The sequence below is a fragment of the Corynebacterium sanguinis genome (genome assembly GCF_007641235.1).
Lineage (GTDB): Bacteria > Actinomycetota > Actinomycetes > Mycobacteriales > Mycobacteriaceae > Corynebacterium > Corynebacterium sanguinis.
This window is the reverse complement of sequence record NZ_CP038157.1, coordinates 249,603-270,280: the sequence shown is the minus strand read 5'-3', so window position 1 is coordinate 270,280 and position 20,678 is coordinate 249,603. Positions and strand designations below refer to the sequence as shown.

The 20,678-nt window shown below is 65.6% G+C and carries 18 protein-coding genes and 1 tRNA gene; 10 read left to right on the top strand and 9 right to left on the bottom strand.

Annotated elements, in window-relative coordinates; genetic code table 11:
* Position 1 precedes the first annotated feature (1 nt).
* Both E3227_RS01380 and E3227_RS01375 read left to right on the top strand, forming a co-directional pair.
* Positions 2–1,093: a potassium channel family protein gene (locus tag E3227_RS01380; RefSeq protein ID WP_144318562.1), complete on the top strand. Its 1,092-nt coding sequence runs from the start codon at positions 2–4 to the stop codon at positions 1,091–1,093.
* Positions 1,083–3,131, top strand: a complete 2,049-nt coding sequence (locus E3227_RS01375; RefSeq protein ID WP_144317313.1) for an ATP-dependent DNA helicase UvrD2 — start codon at positions 1,083–1,085, stop codon at positions 3,129–3,131. The genes E3227_RS01380 and E3227_RS01375 overlap by 11 nt, the downstream gene beginning before the upstream one ends.
* Positions 3,132–3,134: 3 nt before the next feature.
* Here E3227_RS01375 and E3227_RS01370 read toward each other — a convergent pair whose 3' ends face one another.
* Positions 3,135–3,977 (bottom strand): hypothetical protein, encoded by an 843-nt coding sequence (locus E3227_RS01370; protein WP_246062716.1) that lies wholly within the window; start codon positions 3,975–3,977, stop codon positions 3,135–3,137.
* Positions 3,978–4,011: 34 nt separating this feature from the next.
* Here E3227_RS01370 and E3227_RS01365 point away from each other — a divergent pair, with 34 nt between their 5' ends.
* Positions 4,012–4,512: a M48 metallopeptidase family protein gene (locus tag E3227_RS01365; protein WP_170228604.1), complete on the top strand. Its 501-nt coding sequence runs from the start codon at positions 4,012–4,014 to the stop codon at positions 4,510–4,512.
* Positions 4,513–4,518: 6 nt separating this feature from the next.
* On the opposite strand, the gene E3227_RS01360 is transcribed toward E3227_RS01365, so the two are convergent.
* Positions 4,519–5,904 (bottom strand): zinc-dependent metalloprotease, encoded by a 1,386-nt coding sequence (locus E3227_RS01360; protein WP_136652934.1) that lies wholly within the window; start codon positions 5,902–5,904, stop codon positions 4,519–4,521.
* A 104-nt stretch (positions 5,905–6,008) separates the two neighbouring features.
* Between E3227_RS01360 and E3227_RS01355 the strand changes: the two genes are divergently transcribed.
* On the top strand, positions 6,009–7,082 hold the full coding sequence (locus E3227_RS01355; RefSeq protein ID WP_144317311.1) for a YlbL family protein: 1,074 nt from the start codon (positions 6,009–6,011) through the stop codon (positions 7,080–7,082).
* Here the strand turns inward: E3227_RS01355 and E3227_RS01350 are convergent.
* Positions 7,079–7,711 carry a hypothetical protein gene (locus E3227_RS01350; RefSeq protein ID WP_144317310.1) on the bottom strand — a complete coding sequence of 211 codons (633 nt, stop codon included), beginning with the start codon at positions 7,709–7,711 and terminating at the stop codon, positions 7,079–7,081. The genes E3227_RS01355 and E3227_RS01350 overlap by 4 nt on opposite strands.
* A gap of 9 nt (positions 7,712–7,720) precedes the next feature.
* Positions 7,721–8,245 carry a PPA1309 family protein gene (locus tag E3227_RS01345; protein WP_136652931.1) on the bottom strand — a complete coding sequence of 175 codons (525 nt, stop codon included), beginning with the start codon at positions 8,243–8,245 and terminating at the stop codon, positions 7,721–7,723.
* Positions 8,246–8,338: 93 nt separating this feature from the next.
* Between E3227_RS01345 and E3227_RS01340 the strand changes: the two genes are divergently transcribed.
* Both E3227_RS01340 and E3227_RS01335 read left to right on the top strand, forming a co-directional pair.
* Positions 8,339–11,287, top strand: coding sequence for a UPF0182 family protein (locus E3227_RS01340; protein WP_144317309.1), 2,949 nt, complete (start codon positions 8,339–8,341; stop codon positions 11,285–11,287).
* Positions 11,288–11,422: 135 nt separating this feature from the next.
* Positions 11,423–11,496, top strand: a tRNA-Met gene (locus E3227_RS01335).
* Between the two features lie 48 nt (positions 11,497–11,544).
* Here E3227_RS01335 and E3227_RS01330 read toward each other — a convergent pair.
* A complete protein-coding gene (locus E3227_RS01330; protein WP_144317308.1) occupies positions 11,545–12,891 on the bottom strand; it encodes a glycosyltransferase 87 family protein in 1,347 nt (448 codons plus the stop codon).
* Positions 12,892–13,132: 241 nt separating this feature from the next.
* On the opposite strand from E3227_RS01330, the gene E3227_RS01325 reads away from it, so the two are divergent.
* Entirely contained in the window at positions 13,133–13,891 is a 759-nt protein-coding gene (locus tag E3227_RS01325; protein ID WP_144317307.1) for an SDR family NAD(P)-dependent oxidoreductase, read from the top strand.
* Positions 13,892–13,953: 62 nt separating this feature from the next.
* Here E3227_RS01325 and E3227_RS01320 read toward each other — a convergent pair whose 3' ends face one another.
* Complete coding sequence (locus E3227_RS01320) at positions 13,954–14,250, bottom strand: hypothetical protein (RefSeq protein ID WP_144317306.1); 297 nt, start codon at positions 14,248–14,250, stop codon at positions 13,954–13,956.
* Between the two features lie 105 nt (positions 14,251–14,355).
* Here E3227_RS01320 and E3227_RS01315 point away from each other — a divergent pair, with 105 nt between their 5' ends.
* Positions 14,356–15,798, top strand: a complete 1,443-nt coding sequence (locus E3227_RS01315) for a flavin-containing monooxygenase (RefSeq protein WP_144317305.1) — start codon at positions 14,356–14,358, stop codon at positions 15,796–15,798.
* Here the strand turns inward: E3227_RS01315 and E3227_RS01310 are convergent.
* Complete coding sequence (locus tag E3227_RS01310) at positions 15,795–16,664, bottom strand: cation diffusion facilitator family transporter (protein ID WP_144318560.1); 870 nt, start codon at positions 16,662–16,664, stop codon at positions 15,795–15,797. The genes E3227_RS01315 and E3227_RS01310 overlap by 4 nt on opposite strands.
* Positions 16,665–16,745: 81 nt before the next feature.
* Here E3227_RS01310 and E3227_RS01305 point away from each other — a divergent pair, with 81 nt between their 5' ends.
* Positions 16,746–16,916 carry a glycerol dehydrogenase gene (locus tag E3227_RS01305; protein ID WP_136652564.1) on the top strand — a complete coding sequence of 57 codons (171 nt, stop codon included), beginning with the start codon at positions 16,746–16,748 and terminating at the stop codon, positions 16,914–16,916.
* Between the two features lie 15 nt (positions 16,917–16,931).
* Here the strand turns inward: E3227_RS01305 and E3227_RS01300 are convergent, their stop codons facing one another.
* Entirely contained in the window at positions 16,932–18,053 is a 1,122-nt protein-coding gene (locus tag E3227_RS01300; protein WP_144317304.1) for a ThiF family adenylyltransferase, read from the bottom strand.
* A 41-nt stretch (positions 18,054–18,094) separates the two neighbouring features.
* On the opposite strand from E3227_RS01300, the gene E3227_RS01295 reads away from it, so the two are divergent.
* Positions 18,095–19,900, top strand: coding sequence for a BCCT family transporter (locus E3227_RS01295; protein ID WP_144317303.1), 1,806 nt, complete (start codon positions 18,095–18,097; stop codon positions 19,898–19,900).
* Here E3227_RS01295 and E3227_RS01290 read toward each other — a convergent pair.
* A complete protein-coding gene (locus E3227_RS01290) occupies positions 19,897–20,676 on the bottom strand; it encodes a thiazole synthase (RefSeq protein ID WP_144317302.1) in 780 nt (259 codons plus the stop codon). The two genes, E3227_RS01295 and E3227_RS01290, sit on opposite strands and share 4 nt — an antisense overlap.
* Positions 20,677–20,678 lie beyond the last annotated feature (2 nt).

The window sequence follows — 20,678 nt, the reverse complement described above, 5'->3', positions numbered from 1 at the left end:
CATGGGGGTGACGTGGCGCGACCGGTTTCAGGCCGACGCCGACGTCAGCAGCATGCCCGTGCACACGCTGCTCGACGTCGTCACCATCCCCACTGCGGAGCAGGCGACCCCCTGGGCGATCATCCTGCGTCGCTTCCTTTATGCCTCAATCTTGATGGTCGTCGTTTCCGTCATCGTGTACGTCGACCGCGATGGCTATTCCGAGCCGCTCACGTTTATCGACGCCCTTTATTATTCGGCGGTGTCGCTGTCGACAACCGGCTACGGCGACATCACACCTGTGACGCAGGGCGCGCGACTGATGAACATCTTCGTGATCACGCCGCTGCGCATCGCGTTCCTATTGTTGCTCGTCGGCACCACGTTGTCGGTCCTCACCGAGGATTCCCGCAAAACCCTTCAGATCCAGCAGTGGAGGAAAACTGTGCGCAACCACACCATCGTGCTCGGCTACGGCACCAAGGGCCGCTCCGCCATTGACGCTTTGCTTGCCGACGGCGCCTCGGCGTCCAACATCGTCGTCGTCGATAAGGACGCGGCGGTGCTCACGCGCGCCGAGAAGCGCGGCCTGGTCACCGTGCACGGAAACGCGACGAAGTCTGACGTGCTTAAGGTCGCCGGTGTGACCCGGGCGCGCTCCGTCGTGGTCGCCCCGTCTAGCGACGACACCGCCGTGCTGATCACCCTGTCGGTGCGCGAGCTTGCCCCGAGCGCGATGATTGTGGCGTCGGTACGCGAGAGCGAAAACCAGCACCTGTTGATGCAGTCCGGTGCGGACTCGGTCGTGGTGTCTTCCGAAACCGCCGGCCGTCTGCTTGGCATCGCGACGGTCACCCCGCCGGTGGTGGCCATGGTGGAGGACCTGCTCAGCCCGGACGACGGCTTCGCGGTGGCGGAGCGCCCGATTGGCGACGACGAGGTCGGGGCAAACCCGCGCCACCTCGCCGACATCGTGCTGGGCGTGGTGCGTTCCGGCGAGCTCTACCGCATCGATTCGCCGGAGGCGGAAACCGTCGAGCCGGGCGATCGCCTCCTCTACGTGCGCCATACCCGCGACCTGCCGGGCAAGGCTGAGGGCGTCAATGGCAATTGATCTTTCGCTTCTCGACGACGACCAGCGCGTCGCCGCGACCGCCCCGCGCGGCCCGGTCTGCATCTTAGCGGGCGCAGGCACTGGCAAGACCCGCACGATTACCTACCGAATCGCGCACCTCATCGACCAGTCCGTCGTGTCGCCGCAGAAGGTCCTCGCCGTGACCTTTACCCAGCGCGCGGCGGGCGAGATGCGCGATCGCCTGCGCGTTCTCGGCATCGGTGGTGTGCAGGCGCGCACCTTCCACTCCGCGGCGCTGCGTCAGCTGCGCTACTTCTGGCCACAAATTGCCGGGGACTTGCCGTGGCGGCTGCTGGACAACAAGTTCCCCCTCGTCGGCCGCGCCGCCCGCGCCGCGGGTCTCGACTCCGGCAAGGAAATGGTGCGCGACCTGTTGAGCGAGATCGAGTGGGCAAAAGCGTCGGTGATCGGCGCGGACGACTACGCGGAGAAGGTCGCTGCTACCAAGCGCACCCTGCCGGCGGACCCGGCGAAGGTGGCCCACGTCTACCGCCTCTACGAGGAGGCCAAGACCAGCCCGGAGGGGATGCTGCTCGACTTCGACGACCTGCTGCTGCACGTCGCCGGCGCCCTGGAGAACGCCCCCGCGGTGGCAGAGGAGTTCCGCATGCAGTACCAGACGTTCGTGGTGGACGAGTATCAGGACGTCACCCCGCTGCAGCAGCGCGTGCTGGAGGGCTGGCTCGGTCAGCGCGACGACCTGACCGTGGTCGGGGACGCGAACCAGACGATTTACTCGTTCACCGGCGCGACCCCGGATTACCTGCTGAACTTCTCGCGCACCTACCAGCACGCCACGGTGGTGAAACTACAGCGCGACTACCGCTCGACGCCGCAGGTCACGGACCTGGCGAACACGGTGATTTCGCGCGCGACGGGCCGCGCCGCGGGCACCCGCCTCGAGCTCGAGGGCATGCGCCCGCCCGGCCCCGCTCCAACCTTCGCCGCGCACGACGACGAGCCGACCGAAGCGCGCGAGGTGGCCCGGGCGATCCGCTCGCTTCTCGACGCCGGCGTGGCCGCCCGCGAGATCGCCGTGCTCTACCGCATCAACGCCCAGTCCGCGGCGTTTGAAGCGGCGCTGGCGGACGCCGGTATCGTCTACCAGGTGCGCGGCGGTGAGGGGTTCTTCCACCGCGCGGAGATCCGCGAGGCGATAAACACCCTGGTCGCCGCAGCGCGTCGCGACGACCTGCCGGACGACCCGGTGGCCGTCGCGCGCGCTGCGTTCGCGCCGCTGGGGCTCTCGGCGCAGGAACCGGAGGGTGCGCAGGCGCGCGAGCGCTGGCAAACGTTAAGCGCCCTGGTGGACCTGATCGAGGAGATCGTGAACACCCAGGAGGCATCGACGCTGACCGACGTGCTGCGCTCCCTGCGTCAGCGCGCCGACGCGAAGCAACCGCCAAGCGTCGATGGTGTCACCCTGGCCAGCCTGCATGCCGCGAAGGGCCTGGAGTGGGACGCGGTGTTTTTGGTGGGGCTGGTGGAAAACACCCTGCCCATCTCGCACGCGATCAAGGCGGGCGACGCCCAAGTGGAGGAGGAGCGCCGCCTGTTCTACGTCGGCATCACCCGCGCCCGGGAGCACCTGCATATGTCATGGTCCCTGGCTCGCCAAGAGGGCGGGCGGAAATCGCGCAGCCGCACTCGCTTCCTCGACGGCATCGCTCCCGAGCTCGACGTGGAGAAATCCCCCGACAGGTTGAAGCGCTCCCGCGCGTGCCGGGTGTGCGGCAACCCGCTGGACACCCCGGCGGAAAAGACGTTGGGCCGCCACGCGGACTGCGAGCCGGAGTACAATGAGGACGCGTTTTTCGCGCTCAAGGCGTGGCGCCTCGATGTCGCCCGGGAGGCGGGACACCCGGCCTACATGGTGTTTTCCGACGCTACCTTGCTGGCTATTGCGGAAGCCATGCCGTCAACAGAGGCGGAACTGCTGGACATTTCGGGTGTCGGCCCGGTCAAGGTGGAAAAGTTCGGCCACGGGGTTCTGGAGACGCTGAACCAGTTCCTTTAGGCCCTAGTAGCACACGGGGCAGCGCGGGTGCGGCCCGTGTGCCGAGCGCACGAGCGGCACCGGCCCGAAGGGGTCGGCGATGAGCATCTCACCCCGCGCCGGCGCTTTGGCGGAGACCCCGGGTGGGTCGGGCACCCCGGCGAGTCGGCGCAGCACGGTGGCGGCGGCGACTGCCCCAGCCGCGGTCGTCACAGCGTCGGGTTGCGCGGGTGCTGCCGCGAGCGTGTCGACGAGGTGTTCCCACTGCGCATCGCGCTGGGCGTGGTAGAGGTGCGCGCAGTACAGGCACGGCCCGGCGCGCCCGACGCCGAGCGGGCCGATGAACACGCGAGCGTCGACGGTCGAGACGGGCAGCGACGCCCCGCTGCGGTGGCGCACCAGGCGGGCGATGTCGCGCGCGTGGGGCAGCTGGTCGACGAAGGCCGCCGGCGTGCTCGGATCGGCAGACGCCAGCGCCCGGCTCAGCGGCTCGGAGGCCAGCGGCGAGCGCACGGTGATGCCGGAGGCTCGCAGGAGCGTGGACAGGGCGTCGGCAAGCGGGCTTGAGCCGATGAGGAGTACGGCGAGGGGGTGTTCGGCGACGATGACGCGGTAGGCCACGAGCTCGTCGATGAGGTTGCGCGCTGCCGCGGGCACCATCCCGGCCTGGGCAAGGGCGTCGAGCACCTCGCCCAGCGGCGCCGGTGCACTCAGGCGCTCGAGCACGGGCTGGAGGTGCTCGGCGAGAGAGGTGTCGATGACGCCGCAGCGGGTCGCGTCGAGCCCGAACTGCAGCACGCTGCGCCCACGCACGAGCACGCGCACGCCGGGTGCGAGGCGAATGGGCGTGGTCGCGGTTAGCTGCACGAGAACTATTGCAGCACAGATAGAATCACTTTTCATGTGGTCGACAGAACAGGTGCGCGTGATTCGTTCGCCGCGGCGCAGGCGCACTGTGCAGGCCCGCCTCAACGGATCGGTGGTTGAGGTGCGCATCCCAGCCACGTTCACGGCCCGTCAGGAGCGCGAGGCGGTTGAGGAGATGCTGGGCCGGCTCGAGCGCAAGGCCATGGCGTCGGTCAGCTCGGACGAGGAGCTTCTGCAGCGTGCGCAGCGACTCAATAAGGAGGTCTTGGCATCTCGCGCTCGCGTCACGACGATCCGCTGGTCACCCAGGCAGAACTTCCGCTGGGGCTCGTGCACCGTCGCCACGGGCGAGATCCGCATCAGCGATCGTCTCAAGCATGTGCCCGACTACGTCCTCGACGCGGTGATCGTGCACGAGCTGGCGCACACGATCGTCGCGGAGCACTCGGCGCAGTTCTGGGAGCTGGCGGACCGGGCCCCGCTTGCTGAGCGGGCGAAGGGCTACCTCGAGGCTTACCAGCGCTTCGGCTCCTAGCGCGGCCTAGTCGTCGTCGCGGTTGTCGCCCTGGTTGCGCAGCTCTTCTTCGAGCTTGGCTACTTCGGCGTCGAAGTCGGTGTCGGGGGCGTCGTCAAGCAGGGTGTCAATGAACGCCGCGGGGTTGTCGATGTGCTCGGCGGTGGGGAGGAAGTCGGGGTGGTCCCAAACCTTGTCGCGGCGCTCCATGCCAACCGCGGTGTTAGCGCGGCGCCACAGCTCGGCGGCTTCGCGCACCTTGGGGGCGGACAGCTCGATGCCGACGATGTTGGCGAAGGCCTGCTCGGCAGACCCTCCGGTGGCGCGGCGGCGCGCCCACGCCTCGGCGAGCTGCGGCGTGGACGGGATACGATCCGCGAGCGCTTCGGTGACAACGACGTCGATCCAGCCCTCCACCAGCGCCAGCAGCGTTTCCAGGCGGGAGGTGGCCAACTCGTTGCGAGAACTGACCCGCGGGGTGAGGTCCATGCCCTGGAGCTCGCCGAGCTTTTCCTGCAGCTGCTGCGGGTCGCCCGACTCGAGGTCGAGGTTGCGCGCGATCTCCTCGATGTGGGAGGTATCGATGACCAGGCCGGCGGCGTACTCCTCCACAGAGGACACGAGGCGTTCGACCAGCCAGGGCACGTGGGTGAACAGGCGCTGGCGGGCGGCCTCGCGCGCGGCGATATAGACCAGCACCTCCTGACCCGGCACGCCGAGGTCGTCGGAGATGGCCGAGACGTTCTTCGGCAGGATCGCCGCGATGTTGCGGGGAGCGACCGGCAAACCGAAGTCGGTGCCGGTCAGCGCCTGCTGGGCGAGGTCGCCGAGGGCGTGGCCGAGCTTCATGCCGAAGTTCATCGCGTTCATGGAGTTCATCATCCCCGCCATCGGGCCCATCATCTCGCGGGCCTGCTCGGGCATCGACTCCATCTGCGCCCGATTCATGTTCTCGGCGACCGGGTTCACCATCCGCTTCCACATGGGCATCGTGTTGGAGAGCCAGTCTTCCGCGTTCCATGCCGCGGGCTGGGCGGAGGAGGCGGGCAGCGTGGTGGCGTTATCGATCCACAGATCCGCCAGGCGCAGGGATTCGGTGACCGCAGTGGTGTCGGCCGAGGACACGGCCGGCGACGAGCCAATACGCTGGCGCGCCATGCGCAGCGCCAGCTCGAAGTTCACGGCGTCGCCGCCGGAGCGCTCGTTGAAGCTCGTGCCCATGCCGGAAAGCATCTGGCCGAACTGGTTGAGGATGTCGCCCAAGTTGCCTCCCTGGCCTGGTTGCGCGCCGAATCCGAAGGCGGCGAAGGGGTTCTCGCCGCCCTTGCCGGTGCCGTCGTTGTTCTCGCCGTTGCCCTTGTCGCGATCGTTGGGGTCGTTGTTGGGGAAGGAGAAACCGAATCCGTTGCTCATACGACCACACTACTAGCCGCGCCGAACGCACGCGATGGCCTAGCGGACGCTGACAGCGAACGCGAATAGGGCCGCCGGGGCGGCGGCGGATAAGATGTTGCCCCGTGACGGAGACGACGGCTTTGAGGCAGCGGCGCTGGTCCACCATCGTGTGGGGTGCCCTGCCCGTGGGCCTGCTCGCAGTAACACTGTCGGTGGACCACATTCCCTTCACTGACGTGTCGCTGACGGTGCCCTACGCGGCCCAGGGGCCGGGGCCGACGTTCAACACCCTGGCCGAGATCGACGGCACCCCCGTGGTCGACATCGAGGGCACCGAGACGGACAAGACCTCCGGAAATCTGAACATGACCACGGTCGCCGTGCGCACGAACATGACGCTCGCCCAAGCGCTGGCCAGGTGGATCGGCTCCCAGGACACGCTGGTGCCTTTGCAGCAGGTCGTTCCGCCGGACGTGTCCGAGGAGGACTTTCAGAAGTTCAACGAAGCGGCGTTCGTCGGTTCCGAGGCCGCGGCGACCGTGGCGGCGATGAACTACCTGGGCAAGCCCACCACCGTGGTGGTCCACGACGTTGTCGACGATTCCGCAGCTCAGGACATCCTTGCTGCGGGCGACGTGATCACCGCGGTCGACGGGGTGGAGGTCTCGGAGCCGGGCGAGGTCCAGGATGCAGTGCTTGCCCACGCGCCGGGGGGGACGATCACGCTGACTATCGCGCGCGAGGGCCAAACCCGCGATGTGGAGGTTGAGCTCGGGGAGAACCCGCAGTCACCGGGCGCGGCCCAGCTCGGCATCCTGATGACGTCGGAGCCCGCGGGCGGGATCTCGGTGGAGTACAACCTCAACGACGTCGGCGGCCCGAGCGCGGGCATGATGTTCTCTCTCGCGGTGATAGACAAGCTTTCGCCTGGCGCGCTCAACGGCGGCAACTTTGTGGCCGGCACCGGCACGATTAGCGAGGACGGCGAGGTCGGCCCGATCGGCGGCATCACCCACAAGATCCGCGCCGCGCGCGATACGGGGGCGGAGCTGTTCCTCGCGCCCGAGGGCAACTGCGCAGAGGCATCGCGGGTAAATTCCGGGGATATGGTCGTTGCGAGCGTCGCCACGCTTGACGACGCCGTGCGTGCCATGGCCGACTTCAACGAGGGCCGCGACGTTCACACCTGTAGCTAGCTGGCAGGCTCGCTCTGCTCAGTCTCTTGCGCCGTCTCGGTTTCGGCCGCAGCCGCGCTGTCCTCGTCGACAAGGCCCAGCTTGATGATGCGCTCGCGCGGGTCCTCCCGGTCGGACGAGACGAGCTGCTGCATCACCTGCCCCTTGGAGTTGTCCACCACGGTGATAATCGCCGAGGTGCCCAGCGTCGACCAGCCGACGACGCGTTCGCCGGTGTCCTCCACAATGCGCGAGCTGCGCAGCTCGGTGAGAAGCTGCGTCGTCGAGGCCGCCTTCGAGTCCGAGTCGAAGAATTGGAACTGGCCGATATCGGCGCCCGAGCAGTCGAAGGAGCTCTCCACGTCGACAGCGACGCACGTATCAAGCTGCTCGAAAAACTCGGGCGGGGCGAGCGTCGAAAAGCGTTCCGCGACCAACTCCACGGCCGCTTCTTCCTCGGCCTGCGTCGTCGTTGCGCTTTCGCTTGACGACGCCCGGCTCGACGTCGTTTCCTCTGCCGACGATGAGGTCACGGGAGTGGTAGGCGTTGCGGTTGGCTCAGGGGCTCGCTGGGTTGAGCACGCGGAAAGCGCCATCGCAGCGCTGACTGCGAGGGCGGCGGAGCTCAGGCGCACGGTGGAAAAAGACATAACCGCAGACTACTCGAACTCGGCTTCATCCAATGGTTGCTCAAGCCCGTAGCGCAGCGCGGCGATGATGTTCGGCGCTACCCCGGGCCCGCCGCGCAGCTCGATGTCGTCTTGAGCAAACGGGCCGCGCTCGGTGAGCTCGTCGTCCGTGGGGCGTAGCTGGAGAAGCGTGAGCTCGGTGTCGTCGTCACGCAGCACGCCGGAGAACAAGCGCGCCGGCCGTGGGCCCTGCTCGGCGGGGGCGGAGGAATCGACGAACGAAATCTCCTGGGCCAGCACCACGCCCTCGACCTCGCGCGGCCAGGCCAGGCGCGCGACGTACTCGGCCAGCTCCTCCGAACCGGGCAGGATCGTCGCCGGAAGGTCCTGCACCACCAGCGTCAGGGGAGCGTCGGCCAGGTCGGGGTCGAGCTGGTCGATCAGGAGCGAGGTGGGAACGAGCCCGAACAGGGTCGGGCCCGCATCCCAGCCCTCGGCGTGGACAAACTCCACAGCCTCCATCATCGCTTTGTTCAGCGCCTGCTGCTCGGACATGGGGAACCTTTCCGGTATCTCTAACGTTGGACACCTTAGGCTATACACACAAAGTGTGCCTTCGACGAACAACCTAATTCTTAAGGAGCAGGATTGGCTACCCGCCTAACCCCGCCGCAACCAGGCGCCAAGAAGACGAACTCCGGATTGATGGCCACCATCGCGGTCATCGGCGTGATCCTGTTCATCGTCCCGCTCGCCGTGGGGGTTTACACCGACTGGCTGTGGTTCGGCGACCTCGGTTTCCGCGGCGTGTTTACCAAGGTGGTTCTCGCCCGCGTCGTTCTCTTCCTCATCTTCGCCGCCCTCGGTGGTGCCGTGACCTACGCCGCGGCAATGGTCGCGTGGCGCGGCCGGCCGAAGGACGGCCCCGAGGCCGACCCGTTCTCGCAGGCGTCGCCGTACCGCGCGCAGATCGAATCCGGCGTGCGCACCCTCCTAATTTGGGTCCCGCTTGTTGTCGCGGTTTTTTCCGGTTTGGCGGGGCAGCGGGCGTGGCGCACGGTGATGCTCTGGCTCAACGGCGGGGACTTCGGCATGACTGACGCGCAGTTCGGCCGCGACCTCGGGTTCTACGCGTTTGCGCTGCCCGGGATCTCCGTGCTGCTCGGCATGCTGTCGATGCTGCTTGTCGTCGCCTTCCTAGTCGCGCTCGTGGCCCACTACCTCCTCGGCGGGATCCGCATCGGCTCGAACGTCAACGGAATCCGCGGCCACATCTCAAGCTCCGCTCGCATCCAGCTCGCGGTAACCGCGGGCCTGTGGATGCTGATCAAGGCTGTGTCCTACTGGCTGGAGCGCTACACGCTGCTGTACCAGCAGAACGACATCTTCACCGGCGCCTCCTACACCGCCATCAACGCCACCTTGCCGGCGAAGATCGCCCTGATGGTCATCGCGGTGATCGTCGCCGCGGCCTTCTTCGCCTCCATCGTGTACAAGGATTTCCGCATCCCGGTCCTGGCGACCGTGCTCATGCTCGTCTCCTCGCTGGTGATCGGCAGCATCTGGCCGGCCATGCTCGAGCAGTTCTCCGTCAAGCCCAACCGCCAGGCCAAGGAGTTCGAGTACATCGGCCGCAACATCGAGGCCACGCGCTACGCCTACGGGCTTACCGACGACAAAGTGACGTACCTGGAAAATTGGAGCGCCGAGGACGTTTCCGACGAGCAGGTCGCAGCCGACGAGGCGACCATCTCCAACATCCGCCTGCTGGACCCGGACATCATCGCTCCGACGTTCACCCAGAACCAGCAGCTGCGTAACTTCTACGGCTTCCCGGAGACGCTGGCCATGGACCGCTACCAGGTGGACGGGGAGATGCGCGACTTCGTCGTCGCCGCCCGCGAGCTTGACCCGAACGCGCTGCGCGAGAACCAGCGCGACTGGATCAACCGCCACACCGTGTACACCCACGGCAACGGCTTCATCGCGGCGCAGGCGAACACTGTCGACGAGGCGGCTCAGGACGCCGGCTCGACCCGCGGTGGATTGCCCATCTTCACCGTGTCCGATTTGCAGACCAACGCGATTGCCACCCAAAGCGATCAGGCCGAGGAGCTCGGCATCAAGGTCGATGAGCCGCGTATTTACTTCGGCCCCGTGATTGCGTCGTCAAGCGATGGGCTCGACTACGCCATCGTGGGCGACAACGGCCAGGGGCCCGTCGAGTACGACACCGACAACCTGAACTACACCTACGAAGGTGACAGCGGCGTTGAGATTGGCAACTGGTTCAAGCGCGCCGCGTACGCAATGAAGTACCAGGAGCTTAACTTCATCCTGTCCGACCGCGTCGGCCCTGCATCGAAGATCCTCTACGACCGTGACCCGCGCGAGCGTGTCGAGCGCGTTGCACCGTGGCTGACCACGGATTCGGCGACGTACCCCGCGGTTGTCGACGGCCGCGTGAAGTGGATCGTGGACGGCTACACCACGCTGTCCCACCTGCCGTACTCCACGCGCACCTCGATGGAGGACACCACGCAGGACGCACTGAACCCGGACGGCACGACCCAGCGCCTGGTGAACAACAACCTGGGTTACATTCGCAACTCGGTCAAGGCGACCGTCGATGCGTACGACGGCACGGTCGAGCTCTACGCCTTCGACGAGGAGGACCCTGTGCTCAAGGCGTGGATGGGTGTGTTCCCGGGCACGGTGAAGCCGGGCAGCGAGATTTCCGACGCGCTGCGCGAGCACCTGCGCTACCCGGAGGACCTGTTCAAGGTCCAGCGTGAACTGCTGGCTCGCTACCACGTCGATGACCCTGGCGTGTTCTTCAACAACGACGCGTTCTGGTCTGTGCCCAACGACCCGACCGCGCCGGAGGGCCGCCAGGAGCTTAACCAGCCGCCGTACTACATCGTCGCGGCCGACCCGGAAACCCGCGAGCCGTCGTTCCAGCTGATCACCCCGTACCGCGGCCTGAACCGGGAGTTCCTCTCCGCGCACATGTCGGTTGCCTCGGACCCGCAGAACTACGGCAACATCACGGTCCGCGTGCTGCCGACCAACACGCAGAGCCCTGGACCGAAGCAGGCGCAGGATGCGCTGATGTCGTCCGACCAGGTCGCCCGCGACCGCACCCTCTGGGAGGGCACTAACGACATGCAGAACGGCAACCTGCTGGCGCTGCCTGTCGGCGGCGGCGAAGTGCTCTACGTCGAGCCGGTGTACTCCCAGCGCAAGGACCAGGAATCGGCCTTCCCGAAGCTGCTGCGTGTGCTGGTGTTCTACCAGGGCCGCGTGGGTTACGCGCCGACGATTTCGCAGGCGCTGAGCCAGGTGGGTATCAACCCCGCCGCAGCCCAAGAGATCGAGGTCGTCGACGACGGCGCTGCCACCACCGGCGAGGATGCCGCACCTGAGGCACCTGCGGCCCCGCAGGCGTCTGGCAGCACCGATGAGGCGCTCAACCGCATCAACACGGCTCTGCGCAACCTGGAGACCGCCCGCGGCGGCTCCTTCGAGGAGTTCGGCAGCGCACTCGACGAGCTTGACCGCGCGGTGCAGGACTACCAGGCGCTCAACACCCAGTAGGTCGCACTTATGTCCCCTGGCGAATCATCACCTCGCCAGGGGATTTGGTGTTTAGTGGGGCAATCACTATAGTTGGTACACGTTGCCGATGCAGTGCAAACCGCACAGGCAGCAGGTGAATTACATAACACCCGTCGCGGGGTGGAGCAGCTCGGTAGCTCGCTGGGCTCATAACCCAGAGGTCGTAGGTTCGAATCCTGCCCCCGCTACTAAGAAAGACCCCCTCTCTGTAATCGGAGAGGGGGTCTTTGTGTTGATTATTCCGCCGGGGCAGAACGTCCCTTGGCCAGCCCGATACCTTTGGGCCCAGAGGAGGTGCTACGGACGCCGCTCCCACGCGGCATGAACCCGAAGATCGCGTAACCGACGATGAACAGGAGGCACAGCGTGGTCCAGATCGCGCCGAGCCACGGGGTGGTTTGGGAGAGCTCGTCGATTCCGCGAGACGACATAGCGCGCCACACCGGGTAGGAGACGAACGGGATGTGGAAGCAGACGATGGCCGCGAGGGACGCGAGGCCAGCGAGGGCGCCGTTAAACGAAGCGCCGAAGCGGTCGGCCGCCCACTCGTTGACGGCGATGAAGAGCACCATGCTCAGGGGTACGAGCCAGACGAAGTGGTGGTACCAGGAAAAAGGGGACACCAGACAGGAGCTGATGCCGGTGAGCGCGAACGCCATCGAGCGGTTGTTACGCAGCATTGCCGTGCGCAGCGCGAGGCAGGTGAAAACGAAGATAACAATCACCGAGAGGATCCACACTGTGCCGCCCTCCAGCCCGAAGGTGCGCTGCATCACGGAGAGGACGGATTTGGACCCTGTGTTTTCGGAACTGCCGACGCGCGAGGAATCGAACATAGCGTGTTCCCAGAAGTGGCGGGCGTCGGGCACGAAGGCGAAACCGATGATCACGGTCGCGAAGAAAGTTAGCACCGAGATAACGGCAGCCCACCAGCGCTTTTGGAAAAGCAGCACCAAACCCATGTAGGCCGGGGTTAGTTTCAGCCCTGCGGCGATTCCGATGCCGATCCCCGGCAGGCGCCGACGGGCGGGGAGGATATCGAGCGCGACGAGGAGCATGAGGAAGATGTTGATCTGTCCAAAGAAGAGCGTGCCGTGGACAGCTTCGTTGCCGATGCTGGCGCACGACAGCAGCGCGCAGACCAGGAGGGTCAGTGGGGTGAGCTTGAAGCCTCGCTCGCGAAACACCAAAGCGATGATTGCCGCGAGGGCGGCGAGCATACCGATCTGCCACAGGATGATGAGCGCGTTGTCCGCCAGATACGCGAACGAGGTAAACAGCACACCTGCGAACGGCGGGTAGGTAAACGGCAGGTCGAAGATGTAGGCCTTGTCGTACAGGTTCTCGCCCCGCAGCAGCGCCTGCCCGCCCATGCGATAGATCTCCAGGTCAAGGGGGACTCGCCACCGCAACGCGTGGTCCTCCGGCTGGGTGAAGATGCGCACAACCATCCATGCGATCAGCGCGCCCAACCCAACGATAAGAACGGGCGCCCCGGCGAGTTCCTTTTCCGGGGGCGTTGATATGCCGGCACGAGGTGGTGTCACCGCGTGGCGCGGCTTGGGCCTGTTCACGAAAGTCATCTATTCAACCTTTTAGATGAGCTCCGATGGTGAGCTCGTTGCGGGCAAGGATCTTGGTCTTGTCGGCATGATCTGCTTTTGCCACCACATCGTTTCACAGCACGCCGCTCAAACTTGGTTTCATGGATCCAACGGCGTGCCGGATTGCGTCGAGCTGCGCGGACCTTTGGCCCACTGCGCACTTCTTATACGTGGGTACACTAGTTGCTACACCATCAACAACACATTAAGGGGAAAGAATATGTCTACTTTTCAGGGCAAAGTTGCACTCGTCACCGGTGCCGGTTCGGGAATCGGCGCGGCGGTAGCCAAGAAGCTCGCCGCCGATGGCGCGAAGGTCGTCGTGGCAGACCTTAAGCTCGACTCCGCCGACAGCGTTGTGGAGGAGATTGTCAACGCCGGTGGAGAGGCCGCGTCGTTCGAAATCGACACCGCTGATGCGGAGAAGAACAAGGAAGCGGTTGCGTTCGCCGTCGAGAACTTCGGTTCGCTGGAGCTTGCTGTGAACAATGCTGGTATCGGCGGCAAGTCCAACAAGGTCGGCGAGATGGACCTGGAGGATTGGGACAACGTTATCGCGATTAACCTCTCCGGCGTCGCTTACGGCAACCGCTACCAGATCGAGCAGTTCCTGACGCAGGACAACACGTCTGAGTGCGCCATCGTGAACATGGCGTCGATCCACGGCGCGGTCGCAGCTCCCGGCAACTCCGCCTACACCGCCGCAAAGCACGGCGTCGTCGGCCTGACCAAGAACGCCGCTGTCGAGTACGGCACCGAGGGCATCCGCGTCAACGCTGTCGGCCCGGCCTACATCGACACTCCGCTGCTGCAGAACCTGCCTAACGACGCCCGCGAGGGCCTGACTGCCAAGCACCCGGCTGGTCGTTTGGGCGAGGCGGACGACGTCGCCGCGCTGGTCGCGTTCCTGCTTAGCGACGAGGCGTCCTTCATCACCGGTAGCTACCACCTTGTTGACGGTGGCTACACCGCTGTCTAACTAAGACAAGCGCGAAAAAAGGCCCCTTTCGAGGGGCCTTTTTGGATTCAACAAGCTACGGATTAGTGCTCGTCGTAGTGGTCGCCGTGAGCGGCGTGGCGGTGGCCGTCGTGGATGTAGTCCACGTGATCGCCGTGGGGGATGGCGACGTGGCCGCAGCCCTCACCGTGGGTGTGGTCGGAGTGGTCCTCGTGGGCCTTGTGGTCAGTGGGCTCGCACTCGTCCCAGTGGCCATCGTGGCTGCGGTGGATGTGGCCGTCGTGGATGTAGTCGACGTGGTCGCCGTGGGGGATGGCGACGTGGCCGCAGCCCTCACCGTGGGTGTGCTCGTGGGTTTCGTGAATGGTGTGAGTGCTCATAAGAGCAGTCCTCTCAAGATCGTGTTTTCAACTAGTTTTCATTTAAGCACGGTTCCATTTAGTTTTCAATAAACCTTCCGCGCGAATAGTTTATACTGCAAAACTATGTCCACTATTGACACACTCCACCGCGACGTTCTCATCATCGGCGCGGGACTATCCGGCATCAACGTCGCCTACCGCTTGCCGCAGGGAACCACCTACGAAATCATCGAGGCCCGCGACCGCATCGGTGGCACCTGGGACCTGTTCCGCTATCCCGGGGTGCGCTCCGACTCAGACGTGTTCACGCTGTCCTATCCATTTCGACCGTGGACCGGCCACAATTCCATCGTCGATGGGGCAGACCTGCGCGACTACATCGAGGACACTGCGGACCACTACGGCATCTCGGAGCGCATCACCTTCAACACCCGCGCCGTCGCCGCGAACTGGGACAGCGAGTCGGGTCAGTGGACCGTCAGCTGCGAACAGGACGGCAACCGCGTTGTCTACACCGCCAGGTTCCTTGTCGCCGCGAGCGGGTACTACGACTACGACAACCCCCACGACCCCGCCTTCGCGGGCGTCGAGGACTTCACCGGGACCATCCTCCACCCGCAGTTTTGGCCCGAGGACATAAGCTTCACCGGAAAGAACGTCGTGGTCATCGGCTCGGGCGCGACAGCAATGACGCTTGTGCCTGTGCTGGCGGAAAAGGCCGCCAAGGTGACTATGCTGCAGCGCACGCCCACCTACGTGCTCAGCCAGCCGCGGGTGGACAAGCTTGGCAACGTCATCCGCTCGGTGTTGCCGCGCAAACTGGCAAACACCGTCATGCGGAGCAAAAACAGCGCGCAACAGTGGGTACTGGTCGCGCTGAGCGCGCGTTTCCCGAGCGTGGTCAAGCGGGCGCTCAACATTGCAACCATCGTCTCGACCCGGTCGCGAACCACCGCGCACGAACACTTCACCCCGCCGTACAACCCCTGGGAACAGCGCCTGTGCGTTGTGCCCGACGGTGATCTCTTCCGCGCCCTCAGGCAGTCGCGGGCGGAGGTCGTCACCGCACACATCGATCACTTCGTCGCAGACGGCATCAAGCTTGTCGACGGCGGCGTCGTCCCCGCCGATGTCATCGTCACCGCCACGGGCCTGCGCATCAAACTGCTCGGCGGGGTGGAGCTATCCATCGACGGGCGCGCGGTCGATTTCTCCGAGCGCTACACCTGGTACGGCACCATGTACTCTGACGTGCCGAACTTCGCGGCCGTGATCGGCTACATCAACCACTCGTGGACGGTGCGCTCGGACCTGACGGCGAAGATGATCGCGCGCATCCTGCGTCGCCTGCGCGCCAGCCAATCGACATCGGTCACCCCGGTCACCCCGGCGACGGTGGGCGAGGGCAGACCGTACATGGACATGCAGTCCGGCTACCTGTCGCGCGCAGCGGCCGTGATGCCGAGGTCGACGCAGAACTACCCGTGGTCAGCCAAGCAGAACGTGCTCGAAGACACCTGGAACACCTCCCGTGCGCGCCTTGACGACGGCCTGGTCTGGTCTTAGATCCAGTTGAACTCCACGTCGGTCTCGGTGCCCAGCGGCTCGACGTGTACCACCGTCGTCGCGCCCCCGAGCGTGACATCGATGCCCTCTTCGATCATGTCCGCGTACTCGTGGGAGCGATCCACGCTCCACTGGCCCGGCACCTGCATGACCACGTTGACAAAACGCTCCCGGCCGAAGGCGGCGGTGCGCACGTCGGTGAACTCCACGTCGTGATCTACGGAGAACTCGTCGAGGAATGCTTTGATGGCAAGTCGCTCGTCTTCCGGCAAGGCCTCCGAGAGCAGGCTGATGAAGGAGTTTTTCAGGAGCATGTAGCCGGTGAACAGGATGTTGACGCCCACCGCCAAGGCAATGAGCGGGTCGAGGATCTCCCAGCCGGTCAGCCACACGAGCACGATGCTTGCGATAACGCCCACGGTGGTCCACACGTCGGTAAGCAGGTGGTGGCCGTCGGCGCCCAGCGTCGCCGAGCGGTACTTCCTGCCAGCGCGAACCAGCGCCATGCCGACGCCGAGGTTGAGTCCGGCGGCGAGCGCGGAGAGGACCAGGCCCACGCCAGCCTGCTCGATGGGCTGGGGCTCAATCAGGCGCTGCACCGCGGTGTAGATGATCGCTACCGCCGCCAGCAGGATCATCGAGCCCTCTACCTGGGCGGAGAAATACTCCGCTTTGGAGTGGCCGAAGTTGTGGTTCTCATCCGCCGGTTTCGCAGCGACCTTCAGCGCGATGAGCCCGACAATAGCGGCCGCCAGGTTGATAAAGGATTCGATGGCGTCGGAGAGGAAACCCACGGACCCGGTGACCCAGGCCGCGGCGAGTTTGAGCGCAATCGTTGCCACGGAGGCCGCGATGGACAACCACATGAACCGCTCGAGCAGCTTCTGTTCATCAATCACAAGACGGTTGTCCTTCCCTGTGGCCCCAGTCCTCTACACTCGGCGGGCATGGATATGAGTCGCTGGATCATCGCAATCGCAGGCGCCGTTATCGGAGCGCTGTTCTTCGGCTGGCTGCTGCAGATGCTGGGCGTAACTGGCATTTTATACACGGTGCTCGTGCTCGTCGGCTCGGCCGCAACGTCCTCGCTGGCTGGCACCCTGTTCAAGCCCCGCTAGAGCCACGCGACCTAGTTATTCTATCCCGTGCATGTTTGCCCCGCCGGGCAGGCTCGTCAGCGTGATGCCGCGGCGCTGCGCGACGTCGGCGAAGCGTTCCACAAAGCGCTGCGAGCGCGAGCCGGAGGCGCAGTAGACCACCACCTCGGCATCGCGGGGTAGGGCATCGAGCAGCGAACGCGCCGCGGCGTCGTCGTCTGCCTCCCATTCGCTTGTGGGCAGGTGGTGGGTCGCGCCGGGGATGTCGGAGAGCGCCTTCTCGTGCTCCTCCCGAACGTCCAGCCCGAGGACCTCGCCGCGCGCCATCCTGCCTAGCAGCTCGCGTGTCGACGCCCCCACCACCTCGCACCTCCCTCCGCCGTACACGCCGAAACCGGTCACGAGGTCTCGCCCCGGATCGCGGGCAACGTCGAACGTACGAATCGCTGCGGAAAGCGCGTCGTACATCCTTAGCCGGCCCACCACCGAGTCCCCGACCCCGGTGACGTACTTGATTACCTCGGTGGCCATCAGCCCACCGACAACGCTGGTGGTCACCCCGAGTACTCCCGCGGTGGCGCAGTCGGGCACCGAGTCCGCGCCGGGTTGGGTGGGGTAGAGGTCGCGCAGGCCCGCCCCATCGGCCGGCGCGCCGGGGCCGCTGAACCACAAGGCAACATCACCGCGGTAGCGCAGCACCGAGCCCCAGACGAGGGGTACGCCGGCAATTTCGGCGGCGTCGGCGGCGAGGAACTTGGTGGCAAACGTGTCAGAGCCGTCGACAAGCACGTCGACACCCGCGAGCAGGCCCAGCGCGTTGTTGTCGCTGAAGCGGCCGTTGATGCAGTTCAGCTCGATGCCGGGCTGCAGTGCGCGAAGCCGCTCGCCCGCGACGTCCACCTTCGCGCGGCCCACGTCGTCCGCGCCGAAGAGAATCTGGCGGTGGATGTTGCTTACGTCCACGGTGTCGTCGTCGATCACGGTGATGCGCCCGATTCCGGTGGCGGCCAGGGTCTGCATCAGCGGGCAGCCGAGCCCGCCGGCGCCGATGACAAAGACGTGGGCGTTGTGCAGCGCCGTCTGCTGCTCGAGGCCGAACCCGGGCAGGTTCATCTGGCGGGCGGTGCGGCGAAGTTCGTGGTGGGGCAGGTCACGCATATCTCCCACCCTATTGAAGCGACGCGCTACACTGCGCATTTATGTCGACGAACACATCCATTAATAAGCGTGGGTTGCAGTCCGACCCACTGATTTTTTACACCTCCGTGGGCTTTATCGCCCTGTTCGTCGGGCTCACCATCATCTTCGGCGACCGCGCTCGCGACGCGTACTCGTCGATTTCCACGGCGCTGATGAACAATTTCTCCTGGTTCTACATCGGCGGCGTGTCCATGGTCCTGGTGTTCCTGATCGTGGTGTTCGTGTCCAAGTACGGCAACCTGCGCCTCGGTGACGACGAGGACGAGCCCGAGTACTCCTTGCCCGTTTGGTTCGCGATGCTGTTCGCCGCGGGCATGGGCGCCACGCTCCTGTTCTGGGGCGCCGCGGAACCGCTGCACCACGCCTACAACCCGCCGCGCGGTGACTACGAGCCAATGAGCCGCGAGGCGATCACCCAAGCGTTCGAGTTCACCTACTACCACTTCGGCATCCACATGTGGGTGATCTTCACCCTCCCGGGGCTGGCGCTAGGTTACTTCAGCTACAAGCGCAAAATGCCGGCGCGCATGTCCTCGCTGTTCTCCCCGCTTCTAGGCAAGCGCGTCTACGAGTGGCCGGGCAAGCTTATCGACGCCGCCGGCATCATCGGCACCGTCTTCGGCATCGGCGTCTCCGTCGGCTTGGGCGTGCTGCAGATTTCTGCCGGGATGAACATCATGTGGTCGGTTCCGCTGATCACCCCGGTGCAGCTCGGCATCATCCTCGCGATCACGGCCGCCGCGTGCCTCTCCGTTGCCTCCGGTCTGGATAAGGGGATCAAGATCCTGTCCAACCTCAATATCGCGGCGACCGTCGTAGTGATGCTGTTCGTGCTGCTGGCGGGCCCGACGCTCAGGCTCATCGGGCAGATCACCGAGTCCTTCGGCATCTACGCCAACTCGCTTCCGGAGCTAATGTTCTGGGTCGATTCCTACAACGACAACCCGGGCTGGCACGCGACGTGGACCGCGTTCTACTGGGCGTGGACGATTTGCTGGGCGCCGTTTGTGGGCATGTTCTTCGCCCGCATCTCTAAGGGCCGCACGGTGCGCGCGTTCATCGGCGGCACCCTGCTTTTGCCGACGACCTTCGACATGATCTGGTTCTCCATCTTCGGCCGCGCCGCGACCGAGATCGAGACGGCCAACCCGGGCGTGCTCACCGGCCCCGTGGTGGAGCAGGGCGACACCCCGCAGGCGCTGTTCACGCTGCTGTCCCAGTACCCGCTCTACGGCATCGTCGGCTCGCTGGCCCTGGTTGTCATCATCTTGTACTTCGTCACCTCGATGGACTCCGCCGCGATGGTGATGGATATGTTCGCCTCGGGTGAGGAGAACAAGACCCCGACGTACTACAAGGTCGGCTGGGTCATCGCCATTGGCGTGGTCACTGCGGCCCTGCTGTTTATCAACGACACCGGCATCCAGGCGCTGCAGGAAGTCGTGATCATTATCGCGCTGCCCTTCTTCATCCTCTACTTCTTCATCATGTTCGCGCTACTCAAGGCGATGAACGACGACTCCGCCGCGCGCCGCCGCGTCCGCACCCGCCAGTGGGAGAAGACCGACAGCGCCGAGAAGCTGGAGGAGGCGGAAAACCGCCCCGCGCCGGGCTACGACGCCGAGGGCAACGAGCTGGCCCGCCCCGAGCTGGAGTACGACCCGGAGGAGGGCGGTTGGAGGCTGTCGGACTCGCTGATCATCGAGGGCGACCTCGCCATCGGGGGCGAGGTGGACCAGGAGTGGAGCGGGGAATCAGAACCGGCGTTTACGATCGTCGACGAGGAAACCCCGAAGCGCCGTTAGAGCACCTGGTCGGCCCAGCTCGCCAGGCCCTCGAAGCTTGACGACGCCACCGCGTGCTCCCGTTTCGGAATCCGCCCGGCCCCGGCCGCCAACGCTCCGGCCTCGACTGCCAGGCGCATTGCGTTGGCCATCGCCTCCGGGTCCTGGCTGCGGTTGATGGCGCTGGCCAGCAGAACGCCGGAGCAGCCGAGTTCCATGGCGAGCGCGGCGTCGGAGGCCGTGCCGACGCCAGCGTCGATGAGCACGGGCACCTCGGCGCGCGAACAGATCAGCTCGATGTTGTGCGGGTTGAGGATGCCCAGCCCGGTGCCGATCGGCGACCCGAGCGGCATCACCGCCGCCGCGCCGATGTCCTCGAGGCGTTTTGCCGCCACCGGGTCGTCCGAGGTGTAGGCGAGCACGGTAAAGCCGGCGTTGATGAGCATCTCGCAGGCGTCAACGGTCTCCACCACGTCGGGCAGCAGCGTGCGGTCGTCGGCGATGACTTCGAGCTTGACCCAATCCGTATGCAGTGCTTCGCGGGCGAGCTCGGCGGTGATCACCGCGTCGCGCGCGGTTTTGCAGCCCGCCGTGTTCGGCAGTGGCGCGATACCGAGTCGGCGCAGCAAGGCGAAAACCGACTCGCCACTGCCGCCGGCGGAGTGGCGGCGCATCGCGACGGTCGTCAGCTCCGTGCGGGAGGCAACCAGGCAGCGCTCGAGCATGTCCATCGAGCTCGCGCCGCCGGTGCCCATGATGAGGCGGGAGGAAAACTCCCGGCCAGCGATAGTAAGCACCT